This is a genomic window from Flavobacterium chungbukense (assembly GCF_020805785.1).
GTDB classification, from domain to species: Bacteria; Bacteroidota; Bacteroidia; order Flavobacteriales; family Flavobacteriaceae; genus Flavobacterium; species Flavobacterium chungbukense.
Window position 1 is genome coordinate 17,288 of record NZ_JAJGZV010000004.1, and the last position, 20,674, is coordinate 37,961.

At 33.8% G+C, this 20,674-nt stretch carries 14 protein-coding genes; 10 read left to right on the forward strand and 4 right to left on the reverse strand.

The features are described from left to right. Nucleotides 1–49: 49 nt before the first annotated feature. From dinB to LL966_RS14050, 6 genes are all read left to right on the forward strand, one after another. Entirely contained in the window at nt 50–1,231 is a 1,182-nt protein-coding gene (gene dinB, locus LL966_RS14025) for a DNA polymerase IV (protein WP_229354140.1), read from the forward strand. Continuing rightward, on the forward strand, nt 1,231–4,284 hold the full coding sequence (locus LL966_RS14030) for a DNA polymerase III subunit alpha (protein ID WP_229354141.1): 3,054 nt from the start codon (nt 1,231–1,233) through the stop codon (nt 4,282–4,284). The genes dinB and LL966_RS14030 overlap by 1 nt, the downstream gene beginning before the upstream one ends. Before the next feature lie 106 nt (nt 4,285–4,390). Further along, nucleotides 4,391–5,770: an exonuclease domain-containing protein gene (locus LL966_RS14035; protein WP_229354142.1), complete on the forward strand. Its 1,380-nt coding sequence runs from the start codon at nt 4,391–4,393 to the stop codon at nt 5,768–5,770. 41 nt (nt 5,771–5,811) lie between these two features. Then, a complete protein-coding gene (locus tag LL966_RS14040; RefSeq protein ID WP_229354143.1) occupies nt 5,812–6,438 on the forward strand; it encodes an alpha-ketoglutarate-dependent dioxygenase AlkB family protein in 627 nt (208 codons plus the stop codon). A gap of 157 nt (nt 6,439–6,595) precedes the next feature. Then, entirely contained in the window at nt 6,596–7,057 is a 462-nt protein-coding gene (locus LL966_RS14045; protein WP_229354144.1) for a DUF1810 domain-containing protein, read from the forward strand. Nucleotides 7,058–7,224: 167 nt separating this feature from the next. Further along, complete coding sequence (locus LL966_RS14050; RefSeq protein WP_229354145.1) at nt 7,225–7,635, forward strand: MFS transporter; 411 nt, start codon at nt 7,225–7,227, stop codon at nt 7,633–7,635. Nucleotides 7,636–7,724: 89 nt separating this feature from the next. On the opposite strand, the gene LL966_RS14055 is transcribed toward LL966_RS14050, so the two are convergent. Then, the gene (locus LL966_RS14055) at nt 7,725–9,137 is read right to left on the reverse strand and encodes an APC family permease (protein ID WP_229354146.1); all 1,413 of its coding nucleotides are present in this window, start codon (nt 9,135–9,137) and stop codon (nt 7,725–7,727) included. A 346-nt stretch (nt 9,138–9,483) separates the two neighbouring features. Here LL966_RS14055 and LL966_RS14060 point away from each other — a divergent pair, with 346 nt between their 5' ends. The 4 genes from LL966_RS14060 (at nt 9,484) to LL966_RS14075 (ending at nt 13,899) form a co-directional block, all read left to right on the forward strand. Continuing rightward, nucleotides 9,484–10,896, forward strand: a complete 1,413-nt coding sequence (locus tag LL966_RS14060) for a hypothetical protein (protein WP_229354147.1) — start codon at nt 9,484–9,486, stop codon at nt 10,894–10,896. A 168-nt stretch (nt 10,897–11,064) separates the two neighbouring features. Then, a complete protein-coding gene (locus LL966_RS14065) occupies nt 11,065–11,823 on the forward strand; it encodes a methyltransferase domain-containing protein (protein ID WP_229354148.1) in 759 nt (252 codons plus the stop codon). Nucleotides 11,824–12,101: 278 nt separating this feature from the next. Then, nucleotides 12,102–13,526, forward strand: a complete 1,425-nt coding sequence (locus LL966_RS14070) for a sensor histidine kinase (RefSeq protein WP_229354150.1) — start codon at nt 12,102–12,104, stop codon at nt 13,524–13,526. After that, a complete protein-coding gene (locus LL966_RS14075) occupies nt 13,516–13,899 on the forward strand; it encodes a response regulator (protein WP_229354152.1) in 384 nt (127 codons plus the stop codon). Before LL966_RS14070 ends, LL966_RS14075 begins: the two co-directional genes overlap by 11 nt. A gap of 2 nt (nt 13,900–13,901) precedes the next feature. Here LL966_RS14075 and LL966_RS14080 read toward each other — a convergent pair whose 3' ends face one another. The 3 genes from LL966_RS14080 to LL966_RS14090 form a co-directional block, all read right to left on the reverse strand. Then, entirely contained in the window at nt 13,902–15,059 is a 1,158-nt protein-coding gene (locus LL966_RS14080) for a C40 family peptidase (RefSeq protein ID WP_229354154.1), read from the reverse strand. 392 nt (nt 15,060–15,451) lie between these two features. Continuing rightward, nucleotides 15,452–17,716: an aconitate hydratase gene (locus tag LL966_RS14085; protein ID WP_229354156.1), complete on the reverse strand. Its 2,265-nt coding sequence runs from the start codon at nt 17,714–17,716 to the stop codon at nt 15,452–15,454. 124 nt (nt 17,717–17,840) lie between these two features. Beyond that, entirely contained in the window at nt 17,841–20,612 is a 2,772-nt protein-coding gene (locus tag LL966_RS14090; protein ID WP_229354158.1) for a bifunctional aconitate hydratase 2/2-methylisocitrate dehydratase, read from the reverse strand. Nucleotides 20,613–20,674 lie beyond the last annotated feature (62 nt).

Here is a 20,674-nt window from a genome sequence, read left to right on the forward strand (position 1 = left end):
AAATGTTCTTGTCTGTGCTAATTTTGTTCCATACAAAAACAAAAGGAAAATGGCACGGGCAATTGTACATATGGATCTGGATACCTTTTTTGTATCCTGCGAAAGACGCACAAACTCTGAACTCAACGGAATTCCGCTTATTATAGGTGGCGGAGATCGTGGTGTTGTGGCTTCTTGCTCTTATGAAGCCCGTAAATTTGGAGTACGTTCTGCCATGCCAATTCGTATGGCATTAAAACTTTGTCCTGACGCAAAAGTGATGAAAGGCGACATGGAATTGTACTCGCAACTCTCTCATGATGTTACCGAAATTCTTCAGGAAAAAGCACCCGTTTTAGAAAAAGCAAGTGTCGACGAATTTTATCTGGATATTACCGGAATGGATAAATTTCACGGCAGTTATAAATGGACCAATGAACTGGCTCAAAAAGTGATTAAAGAAACAGGACTTCCGATTAGTTTTTCATTATCCATCAATAAAACCGTTTCTAAAATTGCGACTGGAGAAGGCAAACCTGTCGGAAACCTTCAAATTCCGGAGCAAGGTGTGCAAGATTTTTTAAATCCGTTATCGATTCAGAAAATTCCAATGGTCGGAGCTGTTACTTTTCAGCTTTTGTCTCGAATTGGTGTTCGTAAAATTCAGACTTTGGCCGAAATGCCTGCTGAAGTTTTACAACAGATGATTGGTAAAAATGGTCTAGAACTTTGGAAAAAAGCACACGGAATTGATCACACACCTGTTGAACCTTACACAGAAAGAAAATCAATTTCTACCGAAACTACTTTTTCTCAGGACACTATCGATCTTGCCAAATTGAGAAGAATATTATTAGGAATGGTCGAGAAACTGGCTTTTCAGCTTCGTGCTGAACAATGGTTAACCTCAACCGTTACCGTTAAAATACGTTACGCTAATTTTGATACCGAAACCAAACAATGCCGAGTGGCTTATACTTCAGCAGATCATGTTTTGACGAAAAATGTAATAGAGCTTTTTGAAAAAGTCTATCAGCGTCGTATGCGTCTGCGCTTGATTGGTGTTCGCTTTAGCGGATTGGTTCGAGGTACTTATCAAATTGATCTTTTTGAAGATACTCAGGAAATGTTATCCCTTTATGAAGCGATGGACAAGATGAAAAGCCGTTATGGTTTTGATGCTGTAATGCGCTGTGCAGGAGCTTCTTTTAAACCCAATACTAAAGACGAAATTTTAAAACGTAAAAAATAATGTATCTCAATTGTCATTCTTACCATTCATTACGTTACGGCACAATTCCGCTTCAGGAATTGATTGCTGAAGCTGTCTCGTATGGTGTAAAAACAATGGCATTGACGGATATTAATACCGTTACCGGAATTTATGATTTTATAAAAGCATGCCAAGAAAAAGAAATTAAACCTCTAATCGGAATGGAATTTCGATGCAATCATCAATTTCGATATATTGGTTTGGCTCAAAATGCAGAGGGTTTGGCCGAAATGAATGTTTTTCTAACTGAACATAATTTCAGTGGAGAAACTTTGCCATTGATTGCTCCCAAATTTAAGTCGGTTTTTGTGATTTATACTTTAGAAAATGCTCCAAAAGTGCTTCGCGAAAATGAATTTATCGGCATTCGTCCTGAAGAAGTTTCGAGGCTTTTTACATCGGAACATAAAAATAAAACCTCCCAAATGGTGGTTTTACAGCCTGTAACTTTTAGAACCAAAACAGAATACAATCTGCATAAAATTCTTCGAGCTATTGATACCAATATTATTTTATCCAAACTCACAGAATCTGATCACTGCAAGATTTCTGATGTAATGCAACCTGTAGAGTCTCTTTTGCCTTTTTATGAAAAATATCCTGAAATTATAATCAATACCCAGAAAATCATTGATTCCTGCCATTTTGAATATGAATTTGGTATTCCAAGAAATAAAAAATTCTATACCGAAAGCCGTCAGGAAGATTTAGAAAAGTTGACCGAATTGGCTTGGGAAGGATTTGAAAAACGTTATGGAAACGAAAATCCAGAAGCAAAAGCCCGTGTAGAAAAAGAATTAAAAGTGATTGATGAATTGGAATTCAGCGGTTATTTTTTAATTACTTGGGATATCATTCAATACAGCAACAGTCAAGGATTTATGCACATCGGGCGCGGAAGCGGAGCCAACAGCATTATAGCTTATTGTCTCGGAATTACGGATATCTGTCCAATCGAACTCGATTTATATTTTGAACGTTTTTTAAACCTCAACCGTAAAACTCCTCCCGATTTTGACATTGACTGGAGCTGGCAGGAGCGCAACGTAATTCTAGAATATATATTTAAAAAATACGGTAAAGATCATGTTGCTTTTTGTGGCACGAATGTCGAGTTCAAGTACCGATCTATTTATAGAGAAGTGGGTAAAGTTTTTGGACTTCCAAAAGAAGAATTAGACATTTTAGCCAAAAATCCGCAAGAACTTCATCCTACAAACAAAGTAGTGAGGATGGTTCAACAATACGGAAAAATGATGGAAAAATATCCAAACCAACGTAGTATGCATGCGTGTGGAATTCTGATTTCTGAAGAACCAATTACCAATTACACGCCTTTAGAAATGCCTCCAAAAGGATTTCCAATCGTGCTTTTTGACATGCATATTGCAGAAGAAATTGGTTTTGAAAAATTCGATATTCTGAGTCAACGAGGAATCGGTCATATTGATGACAGCGTAAAACTGATTATGAAAAACCGAGGGATAAAAGTGGATATTCGCAACACTTCGATTTCTAAAGACGAAGCGGTTTGCAATTCTTATTTAGCAAAAGGCCATACAATTGGCTGTTTTTATATTGAAAGTCCCGCGATGCGTGGTTTATTACGCCGTTTGAATTGTGATAATTATAAAATTCTAGTGGCTGCTTCGTCGATTATTCGTCCCGGAGTTGCGCAATCTGGAATGATGAAAGAGTATATCTTTCGCCATAATAATCCAACACAATTTGAGTATTTTCATGAGGTTTTCAAAGAACATCTGGGAGAAACTTACGGCATTATGGTCTATCAAGAAGATGTGATTAAAATTGCCCAGCATTACGGCGGACTTCCCGCTGCTGACGGTGATATTTTACGTCGCGCCATGTCTGGAAAAGGAAGATCTCTAGAGGCGCTGCAAAAAGTAAAAGATAATTTCTTTGCCAGCTGTGCTCAAAAAGGGCATCCGTTAGAATTAAGTCAGGAAATTTACCGTCAGATCGAATCTTTTGCTGGATATTCTTTCTGCAAAGCGCACTCGGCTTCTTATGCGGTTGAGAGTTATCAAAGTTTGTATTTGAAAGTAAATTTTCCTGTCGAATTTATGACCGCTGTAATCAATAATCAGGGCGGGTTTTATAGAACTGAAGTGTATGTACATGAAGCACGAATGTCTGGCGGAACAGTTCATAATCCGTGTGTGAATAAAAGCGAATACCAAACTACTTTATACGGTACCGATATTTATCTCGGTTTTATGCACATTCAAAGTCTTGAATCGAAAACGGCACATTTAATTGAAGAAGACCGAAATAAAAATGGCGATTATATTTCGTTGGAAGATTTTATCAATCGAATTCCAATAGGAATTGAAAGCATTAAAACTTTGATATTTATGGGTGCTTTCCGTTTTACAGAAAAAACTAAAAATCAGCTTTTGGTTATTGCAAGTTTGCTTTTAAACAATTTTAAACCTGAAAATAGAGCCTTAAAACTTTTGCAGGAACCTGTTAAAGAATACAAATTGCCAACCTTGGAACGTTCTGTTTTTGAAGATGCATTTGACGAAATCGAATTGTTAAGTTTTCCTGTTTCGTGTACTGTTTTTGACATTTTACAAACCAAATATCGCGGTGATGTGATGGCGAAAGATTTAGTAAAACACCATAAAAAACAGGTTAGAATGCTGGCATATTTAATTTCCAGAAAACATGTTCCGACTAAAAAAGGTACGATGTATTTTGGAACTTGGATCGATCATGAAGGCACTTATTTTGATACAGCACACTTTCCAGATAGTTTAGAGCAACATCCTTTTCAAGGTGGCGGCTGTTATCTATTGTTAGGAAATGTCGAAGTCGATTATCATTTTCCAACAATTACAATTATTAAAATGGCAAAAATGCCTTTTATTCCAGATCCACGTTATATGGATTCAAAAGATCAATATAGAACACAAAATCAGATTAAAGAAGATATAAGCCTAACCCATAGAAAACCTTATCCGTCTGAACATGAGATTAATTTGCCGAGACATAGAATGAAGTTTTAGTGTTCAGTCTCAGTCGCAGTATTCAGTAAAACACTGAGACTGAGAACTGCGACTTAAAACTGAAAACTAAAAAAAATAACTAAAGAAGAACCTACGTTATATAAAGATGAAAAATACGGAATATGCTATAGTCGATATTGAAACCACAGGCGGAAATGCAAGTGGCAGCCGCATTACAGAAATTGCAATTATTATTCATGATGGCAAAAATGTGCTGGATCGTTATGAAACACTTGTAAATCCAGAGAAAGAAATACCACTTTCTATTTTTGGTTTAACAGGCATTAATAACGAAATGGTAGCCAATGCGCCAATTTTTGATGATATTTCGGAGAAAGTTCTCGAAATGCTGACTGATCGTATTTTTGTTGCGCATAATGTCAATTTCGATTATTCATTTGTCCATCATCAGTTAGAACAAGCCGGCTTTAAATGGTCTGCCAAAAAACTCTGTACTGTTCGTGCAGCCAGAAAAATCAGACCCGGATTAGGTTCTTACAGCTTAGGAAATCTTTGCAACTCTTTGAATATTTCTTTAGAAAACAGACATCGCGCCGGCGGAGATGCAGATGCGACTGCAATGCTTTTTTCTCTCTTAATGGAATGGGACGATGCAGGAGAAATTGAAAAAATGATCAAAAAAACGGCACAAGATCAGCGTTTGCCTCCTAACCTGCCTCCTGATGATTTTAATAATTTGCCCGAAAAACCGGGAGTCTATTATTTTTATAATCAAGCGAAAAAAGTAATTTACGTTGGAAAAGCGATTAATTTAAAAAAACGTGTCACTTCTCATTTCACTGGAAATAATATTAATCCGCAAAGACAGCATTTTTTGCGAGATATTCACGGAATCTCTTTTGAAGTCTGTGCAACCGAATTAATGGCGCTTTTACTAGAATGCACCGAAATCAAAAAATTATGGCCGACTTACAACAGAGCCTTAAAACGTTTTGAAGCAAAATTCGGTATTTACCAATATGAAGCCCGAAATGGTTATAAATATCTTGCCATTGGAAAAGTAAGTAAATTTCAGGTTTGCATTCATGAATTTAGCACTTTATACGAAGGTATCAATTTACTTCGAAGTCTGGCAGAACGATTTGAAATAGATCATCGCTTCTGCAAATATTCAAAAACTGAAGAAGGAGAATTATTCTATAATAATGAAGTAAAAAGTCTGCCTGACGTTATATCCCATAATGCACAAGTCGATAACGCAATTGATTATTTGTTAAACAACAGACCTTCTTTTGCTATTATCGACAAAGGAAAATCAAAAGAAGAACGCAGTTGTGTCTGGATTGAAAACGGACATTTTTATGGCATGGGATATCTGCCTTCTGACATTTCCATTCATGAAGCTTCAGAAGTAAAAAATTATGTTACGCCTTATAAAAGCAATCAGTATATAGAACAGTTGATTTTTACCTACGCAGAAAAACATCCTGGAAAAGTATATTTTAAAAAGCATTTCTTAACCTAAAATCAAGTTAGAGAAAAATAGAGCTATAAAAAATCAAAATTATGACACTATTTAGCGACACCGAATTATTTACGACTGGACACGCAGGTAAAAAAATATTTGATCTTCCGGACTGTGACCTGATTCTGATTGATAATTTTTTTAGCAAAGAAGAATCAGATGCTTTCTATGAAAGAATACTGCGCAAAACTAAATGGAAAGAATATGAAATGGAAGTTTATGATAAAACGTATACTGTTCCCCGCATGATATCATGGTACGAAGACAAAGATAATCCTGGCGCAGATCCAAACGGACCTGACTGGACGTATGAATTATTAAAAATCAGAAGCCGTGTAGAGAAAGAAACCAAGCTTGATTTTAATAGTCTGCTGTTAAATTTATACCGAAACGGAAAAGACGGCGTAGGCTGGCACAGCGATAGGGAAGACAAATCTGGCAAAGACCCAATTATTGCTTCTGTGACTTTTGGAGAAACAAGAATGTTTAAACTTCGTCATAAATTTAGGAAAGATATTCCGTTGGTCGAAATACCGCTTCATCATGGTTCTTTCTTACTAATGGCGGGAACTACCAATAGTTTTTGGCAACACCACGTTCCTAAAACGGCACGTAAAGTTTTACCTAGAATTAATTTAACTTTTAGGCAAACGCAACGTAATACGTAAGTCATTAGGAACTAAAAACTAGCTGATTTATTAGCTCAATACCGATGAGGAAAATTCTGTCGAAAAAAGTTAAAATACTGATTGTATGAACGTTTTATTAGGCTGAACCCTCCTTTTTTACTATTTTTGCAACCTTTTAAAAATATATAATACCGTAATGGCTTATTCAAACAACGATTTATCGCGTTTTTTAGATGCGCAAAACAAACTTTATCTTACCGCTCTTTCTGAAATCAGTAAAGGGAAAAAAGAAACACATTGGATGTGGTTTATTTTTCCGCAAATTAAAGGTTTAGGCAAAAGCGATACAGCTAATCTTTATGCCATTAACGATTTAAAAGAAGCTACAGATTACTTGGGACATCCAATTCTTGGGAAACATTTAATCGAAATTTCAGAGCTTTTATTGACTTTTAAAAGAAAATCGGCTGATGGAATTTTCGGAGATTTAGATGCTCGAAAATTACGTTCGTGCATGACTTTATTTTCAGTGGTAGAAAATGCAAATCCGATATTTCAGGAAATTTTAGAAGCTTTCTTTTCGGGAGAAAAAGATCCGTTGACTTTGTCTATTATTAATTCAACTATAAAATCATCTACTGAGCCAGTTGTCGTTTAATCGATACACTCTATTTTTGATTGTTACATCAAAAGGCATTGCTTAATTGCAGTGCCTTTTTTTTTTGAATTATCGTTTCGTAAATAATCAATGTTTAGTAGAAATTATTCAATTTAAAGGAATTAGTCCTAACTTGCATAAATTCAACCTCAAACCTAAACCACATTATGACCGAAAAAATCAAAACATTACAAATTATTCATCTTGCTATTTGTGCTGGAACCATTCTTGCGTACTTTTTTGTTGGTGAAATTTCTCTTGAAAAATTAAAAATTCCTGACGTTAGCACTCTCTCCATTATTTATACTCTAATTCCGATTTTGGCTTATATTATAAGTACTTTTTTATTCCGATCACAAATCAAACAAATTGATCCTAAACTAAAACTCGAAGACAAACTACCTTTTTATCAAGCAGCTTCTATCATGCGATGGGCTATTCTTGAAGGTGCCGCTTTTATTCTTTTATTTTTAAAACCAGACTATATTTTATTTGGTTTTCTTATTATCGTTTATCTTATTTTCTTAAGACCAACTGAAGAAAGAATTAAAAATGATTTATCTGACAATAACTTCTAAATCTTATTAGAATCATAATAAAAAAAGCGTCTTGATAGTTACAAGACGCTTTTTTTATAATTCTTTTTCAACTAAAACCTTAGTCAAATTTAGTTTTCTTTCGGTTTCGTTAAATAATAAACTGGAATTCCTGTTAACATAATCAACACACCCCAACCACAAGTTGAGAATTTAGTTATCAATAAAGAAATACAAATCGCACTTGCAACAACAATGTACAACATTGGCAGAAATGGATATCCAAAAGCTTTATAAGGTCTTTCAGCATCAGGCATTTTTTTACGTAAAATAAAAATCCCATAAATTGTAAGGATATAGAAAATCAAAACGATGATGATCACAAAGTCTAGTAAATCGCCGTACTTACCCGTAAGACAAAGAGCCGATGCCCAGACACATTGCGCCCAAAGTGCCCATGCTGGTACACTTGATTCGTTTAAAACAGCTGCTTTTTTAAAAAACAAACCATCTTTTGCCATTGTATAATATACTCGTGCTCCGGCCATAATTAATCCGTTATTACAAGCAAAAGTCGAAATCATAATCATAATTGCAATAATAAGCGTTCCAATATTTCCAAAAATGTATTGCGATGCTACAACTGCAACACGATCAGACTTGGCTGTTGCAATTTCATCCAATGGAATTACGGCCAGATACATAATATTAGTTAATACATAAATAATGGTTACGATAAAAGTTCCCAGAAATAAACTCAAACCAACATTTCGCTGCGGATTCTTAATTTCACCCGCAATAAAAGTAACACCATTCCAGGCATCACTAGAGAATAATGACCCGACCATTGCGGCTGAAATTCCTGTTATCAACGCCGTTCCGCCAATTGGCAACCATGTTCCGCTTTCTGTATCAAACGCACGAGTACTCCAAGCATCTGTCCAGTTAGCATCCCAAACAGAAGCTTTTGCCGCCAATGTTAATCCGAAGACAATCAATCCAAGCAACGATAAAATTTTGATAATGGTAAGAACGGTTTGCAGAATCTTTCCGTTTTTTACGCCACGGCTATTTATATAAGTCAATAAAATTATCGTAAAAATCGAAACAAGCTGTGCTGCATTAAGTTTAAAAAAACCGATTTCATAAAGAATATTTTCATCGCTGAAAGGTTCGTATAAATAAGCAGCAAACTTAGAAAATGCTACACCCACTGCTGCAATTGTTCCCGTTTGTATTACAGCAAAAAAGCTCCATCCGTATAAAAAAGCAATTAATTTATTATATGCTTCTTTAAGATATACATATTGCCCTCCAGCTTTTGGAAACATAGAGCTCAATTCGCCATAACTTACGGCAGCGATTATTGTAATCAATCCTGAAATAAGCCAAATCAAGGTGAGCCATCCTGCAGATCCTACACGTCTTGCGATATCGGCGCTTACAATAAATATCCCAGATCCTATCATAGAACCTACTACAAGCATAGTTCCGTCTAATAATCCGAGTTCTCTTTTAAAATGTTCTTGTTCGTTTTCTTGCATTTTTATTGGTTTTGGGTTAGTTAAAGATATACTTTTTTTGGAAATACAAATCTTTTAATTCTAAATTCGCAATATTTTGAACCTATCCCTACGAGCCGGGCTTTCGGCTATATCTTTTATTCCAGTTTCCTTACATAAAAGCCCTTATACAAACAATACAATCACCTTTTTAATTCAATTAGAAAAAGTCAAATCATATAAAAGGGCTGTTATTTTTATCATCATGCAAGCAAATAAAAATCTGTTTTACGTCTTCACGTAAGTTTATACAATTTTACCCAGTTACATTTGTAATTATCTAAACCAAAAATTTTCCCATTTAAAGTAAACTTATTTTTAAAGAACTATGACTAAACAAAATCCTACCACCAAAAAGCTGTTTTTTCTTTTATTATTTTTTCTCACTGCAATGAAAGCTTCTTCTCAGCAAGATGATGCAAAAAAAATCGAAAAATTAAAAAAGAAATATGAATACGTTTCAAAACAATCACCTGAAGGAACTTTTTTAACTGCAATCAATGCAAAAACCACAAATCGAGTTACACTAGTTTTTGACAACCTGAAAGTGGTAGATATTAATGGAAAAGTGATTAAAGAAAAAGAATTGGCTCCTTATAAATTAGAGCTAACTATGGGAGATAAAAATGAAAACTTCCCTCATATACACTGTTTTGTTGGAACAAATAACAGAGTAGGATTAATGACTACAAATGGCGACATAATTCTTCCAGCAACTTATGTCCATATAAACGATTTTAATTCAAAAGGGCAAGCCATTACTTTTTTTGGAACTGATCTTCAAGTTATCAATACAAAAGGAGAACCTCTGCTAACAGAAAAATACAAATCTAACAGCGACGATATGAATATTTATTATGGATATACACCTGATAGAAAATACAAATACAATATTATAAACAATAATGTAATCTGCAGTATTGATGAAAAGCATTATGGTATGGTAAATGTAGTGACGAATAAAGTTGTTGTTCCCTTTGAATACGATAAAATTGGAGATATACCTTTAATCGATCAGAATGATACAATCGGTTATTTTGTTTCTAAAAATAATCGAGTAACCATTTTAGATTTTAAAACAAAGAAAGAAATTGCTCCTTTTCCTTTCGAAGAAATTCAAACCGCTTTTATCTTTAACAAATCCGTTTATATAGAAGGCAAAAATAATTCTAAAACAACTCGCGACAGAAATTATTATGATGTGAAAAATAAAAAAATGGTTTTTCAAAATAACATTTCTTTAGATAAAGCGACTCCCTTAGATCAAACCTTTTGGAAATATGAAAAAAATAAAATTCAACAGCTTTACAATACTGTAAAAAATGAAATTGTTAAAACTCCAGAAGAAGCAACTAGCATTGAGAGGTTAGCAGACAATCTGGCGCTTTATACTAATTATGAAAAAAAATCATCTTTTATCTTCGACCTTGCCCAAAATAAAGTAGTCAAACAATATTCTTCTGTTGTAGATGCATATAGTTTCCAATTAAAAAATGCTACAACTTCAAAAGAATATTTTTTCATTAAAGAAAGAAAAGTACCAAATGACGGTAGCTCGGAAGGTACTACCATGTACGACAGAAACTTAAAGACTTATTTTACGGATCTTAGTTTAAGTACGTCATATTATGAAAATGATAGAATCGTAATTAAAGAACGAATTGACGGTAATTATCCTCTCACTGCATACGACATTAATGGAAATGTAATTGGAACTGCGAGAGAATACAAAATAAAATAAGCTTGATTTTATTCTAAAAGTTTAAGCGAAATAAACACAAGACTGCAGATAAAAATTTGCAGTCTTGTATTTTTTATATTCTCTTATAACTTACAGTTACTATGTAAATTTGATAATACAACTAATATAATCTTGTATTTTTCTTATCTTTAAATAAAACAATAGATTATGACTTGGGATCCAAAAAAATACAACGAATTTAAAACAGAGCGTACCAAACCTTTTGATGATCTAGTAAGTCATATTGTGGCGCTTCCAAATCTAAAAGTTATCGATTTAGGATGCGGAACAGGCGAACTCACCAAAAAACTTTCTGAAAAACTCCCAAATTCAACTATCTTAGGAATAGATAATTCTGCTGAAATGCTGGCAAAAGCTCCTATTTCTAAAAATTTGACATTTAAAGAATTACCTATTTTAGATCAATTAAAAGAAGAAACGAAATGGGATGTCATTTTTTCAAATGCCGCATTGCAGTGGATTGATAATCATGGCGAACTATTTCCTAAAATTATCGATTGTTTAAATCCAGGTGGTCAATTGGCTGTTCAAATGCCGCAGCAAAATGAAAATATTCTGAACAGAATACTTTTAAACTTAGTTCAAGAAGAACCTTTTGCTACTTATTTAAATAATTGGACACGTCCTTCTCCTGTTTTAACTTTAGACGAATATGCCAAAATCTTTTTTGAAAATGGAGGAAGAGATCTTATTATCTATGAAAAAGTATATCCTCAGATTTCATCTTCAAAAAATGATTTTTTTGATTTCATTTCTGGTTCTGCACTTACAGTTTATGAGGAGCGTTTAAAAGAAGATGAATTCAAAGAATTAGCTACTGAATTTAAAATCCGAATAAACAAATATTTTCCTATCGTTCCTTCTATTTATGCCTTTAGACGATTAATTCTTTATGCAAGATTTTAGTTAAATTCATCATCGTATTCAAAAAAACACATTCAACATTTACTTTATAATAGTTTAAACAAAAAATATACTTTTCAAAATTAACTTCTTTTTTTTGAAAAATACATAAGGTAATTTTTACTACATTTGAAAAAATCATTCTAATAACATTTTTATAATCTTAAAATCTTTAACAAGTGTTTAATTAAAAACATAAAACAATCTTTCCCCAAAGTTGGTTTACAAATTAATCAAATACGCAAAAGGCACTTTATCATTAACCTACTAATTTTAAATTTATGTCTAAGTTGCAAGCTTTAAAAAACTTTCGTTTTCCGAATGTTTTTGTTCTTATATTGATCATTTTTATCTCCTGCGCTTTACTGATTTGCATCAATTTCTTCACCATTAAAATCTTATCTGCAAATAGAGCTTATATAAATGGAGAATCTCATTATTCAAAAAGTCAGAAAGACGCCTCTAGACATCTGATTACTTATCTATATACCAAAAATCCTAATCAATGGAAATTGTATTGCGAGGAATTGAAAGTTCCTCAAGGCGATGGTATTGCTCGTATTACACTTTTAAAAGCTGGAGATAATGAAATAGCTCGAAAAGGTCTCCTTACTGGACGAAACCACGAAGAAGATTTAAATGATATTATTTGGCTTTTTGACAACTTCAAAGAGGTTTCTTTTTTATCCAAAGCAATAGAAGAATGGGGAAAAGGCGACAAACTAATTTTTAAATTATTTGTAATTGGCGAACAAATTAATGCCAAAATCAATCGTAATCTCTTAACTGCAGAAGATCAAAAGAAATTTTTAAAAGAGATTAGTTCCATCAGTGATAGTTTAACTATTAACGAGCGTAATTTCTCTAATCTTTTAGGTGAAGGAACTAGAAAAATAAAAGACCTGCTGATTTTTACAAATGTCTTTTTTGTTCTAGTTATAATCTGCAGCGTTTGCTTGTATTATTCTATTATGGTTAAAAGATTACTTATTTCTAAAAAAGAAACCGAGGCAAAAAATGAAAACTTAATCATCGTAAATCGCGAATTAGATCGATTTGTTTATAGTGCATCTCACGATTTGAGATCTCCAATAACCTCTCTAAAAGGTCTTATCGAAATTACAACTTTAGAAGATGATGTAACTCAAATTCGAAATTATCTCCAAATGATGCAGCATAGTCTGGCGAGACAAGATCAATTTATCAGTGATATCATAGATTATTCTAAAAATAAAAGGAAAGAAATAATCATGGAACCTGTAAGCCTAAAAGAGCTATTTAATGAAGCTATTCTTCAATTGATGCACATTGAAAATGCCAGCAGAATAAAATTTACACAAGAACATTTAGTTGATCAAATTGAAAGTGATGGCCTTCGTTTAAAAATCATTATTAACAATTTAATTTCGAATGCTATTAAATATTCTGACACAAACAAACAAGAAATGTTTATCTCTATAAAAACCTATTTTAGTGATGGTTTAAACAAAATTGAAGTTACAGATAACGGAATAGGAATTAATGATAAAGACAAAGAAAACATCTTTGAAATGTACTTTGGAACTAACAAAAATAAAGGATCTGGATTAGGTCTTTATATTGTAAAAGAAGCCGTAGAAAACATTAAAGGAAATATTTCTGTTATTTCGGAAAGTACTGTCGGAAGTAAATTTATAGTAACAATACCACCTTCACATGCCATCTAAAACTGACTTTTTACTAATAGAAGATAATTTAATTGATCAATTTGTAACTAAAAAACTGCTTAAAAAAGGATTAAATATTAATCCGCTGTTTATTGCTAACAATGGTAAAGAAGGAATTGAATGGCTGTTAAAGAATTTAAACCATAGCTCTTTAATTATCCTTTTAGACATTCAGATGCCAATTATGAATGGATTTGAATTTTTAGATGAATTCGCCAAACTTGCTGAAAAAATAAATGGCAAAGTAGAAATTTTTGTTCTTTCTTCTACACTAGATACAGATGAAATTAGAAAAGTGAAAGAAAACAAATATGTAACTGATTTTTGGAGCAAACCTTTTCGATTAGAAATATTAAAAAATACTTTTCTTTAATATTATTCTAAAACTCGATTTACTTGAGAAAAAGCTCTTGTATAGTATGGCTCTTTTGTAGAAGAAATCATTACGCCACCGTGAGTAGAAGAATGCACAAATTTAATTTCTCCATCGACCACCTCAACAATCATCCCAACATGATTAATATGGCGTCTTCCGTTTGTTCTAAAGAATATTAAATCCCCTTTTTGAGCTTCATCTGTAGTTACTTTTGTTCCAATACGCGATTGTTCTATGGAACTTCTAGGAAGTTTAATATCAAAATTATTAAAAGTACAAATCATTAAACCTGAGCAATCAAAACCTGCTTTTGTTGTTCCTCCCGATCGATATCTAATTCCGATATTCTCGGTCGCATTTGCAATTAGCTGGTCTATTAATTCTGAATGGCTTCCTGTTGCCATTTTTACAAATGTAGAATCTCTTTTAATCTCCGCCGCTTCTGCAATTTGCACTGGTGCATTTACTACTGCTTTTTGCGATTCTTCAAGTACTTTAGCTGATTGAATTGCATCTGCTTTTTCTTTTGGAACTCGAATTTTAAGAAGATAACCAACTGGAACTTTCCCTTTTATGGATGGATTTTGACGTTCTAATTCTGCAACTGTAATTCCATATTCTTTCGAAATACCGTATTTAGTTTCTTTCGCTTTAACTTCTCTGAAAAGTTCTACCTCCGAAGATGCAATTTCTTGTATAACTGGTTTGTCGTTTGGCAATGAATTAGCCGAAGGAATTACTATTTTCTGGCCGATTTTTAAACCTTCCGTTTCCAAAAGCGGATTTGCTTTCTTCAATTCATCAACCGTTACATTGTATTTTTTTGAAATTCCCCAAAGTGTTTCTTTTGACAGAACTTCGTGAGAACCAGAATTATCCTTTACAATTGCTTCGGATTTTGATTCCGTTTTAGCTTCTGATTTATTTTTCCCTTTGGCAATCTCTTTGTTTTTAGAAGGAATTAAAAGTATTGAATTTAATTTTAGAATCTTAGGAGCATTTGGGTTTGCATCGTTAATATCCTTTACTTTTACCCCATATTTTTTAGCTATAATAGAAAGGTTTTCACCTTGCGAAATTTTATGTTTGGTGAAATTGTCTTGTGCAAAAGCTCCAACACTACAAAAAATCAAAACTATTATAAATCTAAAAACCATAATCACTTCTTAAGTTAGTATCCCTTTTTTTTTAAGTTTAGTTACATAATTAAACTTAAAAATTATAAATATATTACCTCAAAGGCGAATTTAACTCTAAAAACAATAAAATCCATAATTTTTAACAATTAATTTCATCTAAATTAAGACTTTGAGAATAAAAATCGATCCAACTTTTTGAAATGCAGTTTTTTAAACAATTACCGTAAATTAAGATTTAATGTTGATTTAACTTTCAAAAAAAACATTCATTTATTCTATTTTTCAATTACTCAAAATATATAAGATAAATTTTCAGCTGTAGCAAATATTTATAAAAATGCTAGATCATAAAAAAAATGCCCTGAAAAAACAACAGGGCATTTTTGATTTGAATATATAAAATCTTACTATTAAGCTTTTCCGGCTGCAATTAAGTTTAATGCAGAACCTGCAACAAACCAGCCTATCTGACCAGCGTTGTAAGTATGATTTGCTAAGATTATATCTTTTGTTCCATCCGCATGAACAAATTCTAATGTCAATGGTTTACCTGGAGCAAATTCAGTTAAATCTAAAAAGTTGATAGTATCATCTTCCTGAATTTTATCATAATCAGCTTCATTCGCAAAAGTCAACCCTAAAAGACCTTGTTTTTTAAGGTTAGTTTCATGGATACGTGCGAAAGATTTCACCAAAACCGCTTTAACACCTAAGAAACGTGGCTCCATTGCAGCGTGCTCACGAGAGGAACCTTCACCATAGTTATGATCACCGACAACAATAGACGGAACACCAGCTGCTTTATATGCACGAGCAACAGCAGGAACAGCATCATACTCTCCAGTTAATTGATTTTTAACAGAATTTGTTTTTTGGTTGTAAGCATTTACCGCACCAATCAGCATATTATTAGAAATATTATCTAAATGTCCACGGAAACGCAACCATGGTCCAGCCATAGAAATATGATCGGTAGTACATTTTCCAAATGCTTTAATTAACAATTTAGCACCAGTGATATTTTTACCATCCCAAGCAATAAATGGAGCCAATAATTGTAAACGTTCTGATGTAGGACTAACTACAACCTGAACTCCTGATCCATCTGCTGCTGGAGCTTGAAATCCTGGATCTTCTGCGTAGAAACCTTTAGCAGGAAGTTCATCTCCCGTTGGAGCATCTAATCTTACTTCTTCCCCATCTTCATTGATCAATGTATCTGTTAATGGATTAAAACTTAAATCACCCGCGATAGCCAAAGCCGTTACTAATTCTGGAGAACCAACAAAAGCCAAAGTATTTGGATTACCATCTGCTCTTTTTGAGAAGTTACGGTTGAAAGAGTGTACAATAGTATTTCTTTCTTCTTTTTCTGCTCCTTCTCTATCCCACATACCAATACATGGTCCGCAGGCATTGGCAAAAACCGTTGCTCCAATTTTATGGAAAGTATCAATAAAACCATCTCTTTCAATTGTAGAACGAACTACTTCAGAACCTGGTGTAATCGTAAATTGAGATTTAGTTTTTAAGTTTTTATCTGCAACTTGTCTTGCTAAAGATGCTGCACGAGATATATCTTCATAAGAAGAGTTTGTACAAGAACCAATTAAACCAACTTGAATTTGTAATGGCCAATTATTTTTAATTGCCTCTTCTTTCATTTTAGAAATCGGAGTTGCTAAATCTGGCGTAAAAGGACCATTTAAATGAGGTTCTAAAGTTGATAAGTTAATTTCAATTACTTGATCAAAATATTGTTCTGGATTTGCATATACTTCTGGATCTCCTGTTAAATAAGAAGCTACCTTATCTGCCGCGTCAGCAACATCTGCTCTATTTGTAGAGCGCAGGTAACGACTCATAGAATCATCATACCCAAAAGTTGAAGTTGTAGCTCCAATTTCAGCTCCCATGTTACAAATTGTTCCTTTACCCGTACATGACATAGCCGTTGCACCTTCACCAAAATACTCAACAATTGCACCAGTACCACCTTTTACAGTAAGAATACCAGCAACTTTTAGAATAACATCTTTAGGAGCTGTCCATCCTGATAATTTTCCAGTTAATTTCACTCCAATTAGTTTAGGAAATTTCAATTCCCAAGCCATACCAGACATAACATCTACAGCATCTGCACCACCAACACCAATGGCAACCATTCCTAAACCACCTGCATTTACAGTGTGCGAATCGGTACCAATCATCATTCCACCAGGGAAAGCATAATTCTCCAATACTACTTGGTGAATAATTCCTGCTCCAGGTTTCCAGAAGCCGATTCCATATTTATTAGAAACAGACGACAAAAAGTCAAAAACTTCATTACTTTGAGTTTTTGCTCTGGCCAAATCAGTTACGGCATCTACTTTTGCTTGAATCAAGTGATCACAGTGAACCGTTGTAGGTACCGCCACTTTAGATTTTCCCGCATGCATAAACTGTAATAACGCCATTTGCGCCGTTGCATCTTGACAAGCAACGCGATCTGGTGCGAAGTCAACGTAATCAACTCCTCTTCCAAACGCCTTAGTTGGATTTCCATCCCAAAGGTGATTGTATAAAATTTTCTCTGTTAAAGTAAGTGGACGACCAACAATTTCGCGCGCTTTATCAACACGCGCAGGCATATTCTCGTACACTTTTTTAATCATTTCGATATCAAAAGCCATAGATTTTTTGTTTTTATTATTCTTTTTTGAACATCACAAGTTACAAAAAATAGAGCAATTATTACAAAAAAAGCCCGAGTATTATGACTCGGGCTCTTGAATTATATTGAAAAAAATCTATTGATTACATAACCAACTGTTTGTTAGATGGCGCAAACTTAGTTAAGTTGATACCTTCTACTGCAGCTGTATATTCATCCATAGTAGGAGTTCTTCCTAAAATAGTAGAAAGAACCACAACTGGCGTAGACGAAAGCAATGATTCTCCTTTTTTACCTTCTGTATCTTCTACAACTCTTCCTTGAAAAAGACGCGTTGAAGTTGCCATTACAGTATCTCCTTTTGCAGCCTTTTCTTGGTTACCCATACAAAGGTTACATCCTGGACGTTCTAAGTACAACATGTTTTCATATTCAGTACGAGCTGCACCTTTTGGAGCATTATCGTCAAATTCAAAACCTGAGTATTTTTGTAAAACTTCCCAGTCACCTTCTGCTTTCAATTCATCTACGATATTGTAAGTTGGAGGAGCAACTACAAGAGGAGCATTAAACTCAACTTTTCCTTTTTGCGCTTCAACATTTTTCAACATCTGAGCAAGGATTTTCATATCTCCTTTATGAACCATACAAGAACCAATAAATCCAAGATCTACTTTTTTCTCTCCACCATAGAAAGATAAAGGTCTGATTGTATCATGAGTATAACGTTTAGAAACATCTTTATTATTTACGTCTGGGTCAGCAATCATTGGTTCTGCAATAAGATCCAAATCTACTACCACTTCAGCATAATATTTAGCGTTTGCATCTGGAGTAAGAGCTGGTTTTTCAGCAGATTTAATTTCTGCGATTCTCTTATCTGCCTTATTGATCAATCCTTGAAGAACTTGTTTTTCGTTGTCCATTCCTTTATCGATCATAATCTGGATTCTTCCTTTTGCAATTTCCAATGATTCGATTAAAGTATCATCTTCAGAAATACAGATAGAAGCCTTCGCTTTCATTTCTGCAGTCCAATCCGTAAATGTAAAGGCTTGGTCAGCAGTTAATGTTCCAATATGAACCTCAATGATTCTTCCTTGGAATACATTTTCACCACCAAATTTTTGAAGCATTTGCGCTTGAGTTGCATGAACCACATCACGGAAATCCATATACCCTTTCATATCTCCTACGAAAGTAACTTTTACAGATTCTGGAATTGGCATAGAAGCCTCACCTGTAGCCAATGCAAGAGCAACTGTTCCAGAGTCAGCACCAAAAGCAACACCTTTAGACATTCTTGTATGAGAGTCACCACCGATAATGATTGCCCATTCGTCAATTGTTATATCGTTAAGTACTTTATGAATAACGTCTGTCATTGAATGATAAACTCCTTTTGGGTCACGAGCTGTGATCAATCCGAAATTGTTCATAAATTTCATTAATTTAGGAATATTAGCCTGAGCTTTTTTATCCCAAACAGAAGCTGTATGACAACCTGATTGATAAGCACCGTCAACGATCGGAGAAATCACTGTAGCCGCCATAGATTCTAATTCTTGAGCAGTCATAAGACCTGTAGTATCTTGAGAACCTACAATATTTACTTCTACACGAACATCTGAACCAGCATGTAAAACTTTACCTGGAGCGATACCTACAGCATTTTTGTTGAAGATTTTTTCAACCGCAGTAAGACCTTGACCTTCATTAGAAATTTCTTTAGATGGAGCAAACACATTCGGAGCTTCAACATCTAATACTTTAGCTGCAAAAGTCTGTAATTTTTTACCGAATACAATTGCATACGATCCTCCAGCTCTAATGAACTCTTTTTTCTGAGGCGTAAATGATCTAGAAATATCAATTAATTCTTGATCACCATTATATAACTTTTTAGTCTGTGTATTAATCGTAAGAACAGTTCCTGTTGCAACAGAATATGCTTCTTCAAGAATTGGTTCGTTATTTTCGTTACGAAGAATATTTCCGTCTGCGTCTACTTTTTTAACCCAGTTTTTAAGGTCAATTCCAATACCTCCAGTAACATCAACTGTAGTTAAGAAAATAGGAGAAATACCATTTGTTCCTCCAACAATTGGAGCAATATTTACGAATGGAACATATGGACTTGCCTGTTTTCCTGTCCAAAGTGCCACGTTATTTACACCTGACATTCTAGAAGAACCAACACCCATTGTTCCTTTTTCTGCAATTAACATCACACTTGCATCTGGATGTTTTGCCTGAAGCGCTTGAATTTCTTTTTGAGCTTCTGGAGTAATCATACATTTTCCGTGAAGTTCACGGTCAGAACGAGAGTGTGCTTGGTTTCCTGGAGAAAGCAAATCCGTAGAAATATCTCCTTCACCAGCAATATAAGTAACAACCTTAATTTCTTCAGCTATTTCTGGAAGTTTAGTAAAAAATTCCGCTTGTGCATAGCTTTCAAGAATTTCTTTTGCAACTGCATTATCATTTTTAAATGCCTCTTTTAAACGATCAGTATCAGCTTCGTAAAGAAAAACTTGTGTCTTAAGAACATCTGCTGCCTGTTTTGCGATTGCAACATCATTTCCTAAAGCTAAATCAAGTAACACTTCAATAGAAGGTCCTCCTTTCATGTGTGACAATAATTCGAAAGCAAAAACTGGAGTGATTTCTTTTACTTCAGATTGACCTAAAATAATCTCTTTTAAGAACTTTGCTTTTTCACCTGCAGCACTTGTTGTACCAGGTAAAGTATTGTAAATAAAAAACTTAAGAGAATCTTCGCGATGCGCGTTATCAACATCTTTAATTTGAGCAATGATTTCGCTTAATAATTCAGCTCCATCAATTGGTTTAGGGTGTAACCCTTGATTTTTTCTTTCTTCAATTTCTTGAATGTAATCCTGATAAATATTCATAATAAAAGCGGATTTATTTTTTTGAGGCAAATTTAAGCATTAAACCCGATAATTAAAAAAAA

What these genes read in the sequence shown, in the direction of transcription:
- LL966_RS14065 (WP_229354148.1), top strand. Translation starts at nt 11,065, where the DNA reads ATGACTTGGGATCCAAAAAAATACAACGAATTTAAAACAGAGCGTACC.
- LL966_RS14040 (WP_229354143.1), top strand. Translation starts at nt 5,812, where the DNA reads ATGACACTATTTAGCGACACCGAATTATTTACGACTGGACACGCAGGT.
- LL966_RS14035 (WP_229354142.1), top strand. Translation starts at nt 4,391, where the DNA reads ATGAAAAATACGGAATATGCTATAGTCGATATTGAAACCACAGGCGGA.
- LL966_RS14060 (WP_229354147.1), top strand. Translation starts at nt 9,484, where the DNA reads ATGACTAAACAAAATCCTACCACCAAAAAGCTGTTTTTTCTTTTATTA.
- dinB (WP_229354140.1), top strand. Translation starts at nt 50, where the DNA reads ATGGCACGGGCAATTGTACATATGGATCTGGATACCTTTTTTGTATCC.
- LL966_RS14045 (WP_229354144.1), top strand. Translation starts at nt 6,596, where the DNA reads ATGGCTTATTCAAACAACGATTTATCGCGTTTTTTAGATGCGCAAAAC.
- LL966_RS14075 (WP_229354152.1), top strand. Translation starts at nt 13,516, where the DNA reads ATGCCATCTAAAACTGACTTTTTACTAATAGAAGATAATTTAATTGAT.
- LL966_RS14030 (WP_229354141.1), top strand. Translation starts at nt 1,231, where the DNA reads ATGTATCTCAATTGTCATTCTTACCATTCATTACGTTACGGCACAATT.
- LL966_RS14055 (WP_229354146.1), bottom strand. Translation starts at nt 9,137, where the DNA reads ATGCAAGAAAACGAACAAGAACATTTTAAAAGAGAACTCGGATTATTA.
- LL966_RS14050 (WP_229354145.1), top strand. Translation starts at nt 7,225, where the DNA reads ATGACCGAAAAAATCAAAACATTACAAATTATTCATCTTGCTATTTGT.
- LL966_RS14070 (WP_229354150.1), top strand. Translation starts at nt 12,102, where the DNA reads ATGTCTAAGTTGCAAGCTTTAAAAAACTTTCGTTTTCCGAATGTTTTT.
- LL966_RS14080 (WP_229354154.1), bottom strand. Translation starts at nt 15,059, where the DNA reads ATGGTTTTTAGATTTATAATAGTTTTGATTTTTTGTAGTGTTGGAGCT.
- LL966_RS14085 (WP_229354156.1), bottom strand. Translation starts at nt 17,716, where the DNA reads ATGGCTTTTGATATCGAAATGATTAAAAAAGTGTACGAGAATATGCCT.
- LL966_RS14090 (WP_229354158.1), bottom strand. Translation starts at nt 20,612, where the DNA reads ATGAATATTTATCAGGATTACATTCAAGAAATTGAAGAAAGAAAAAAT.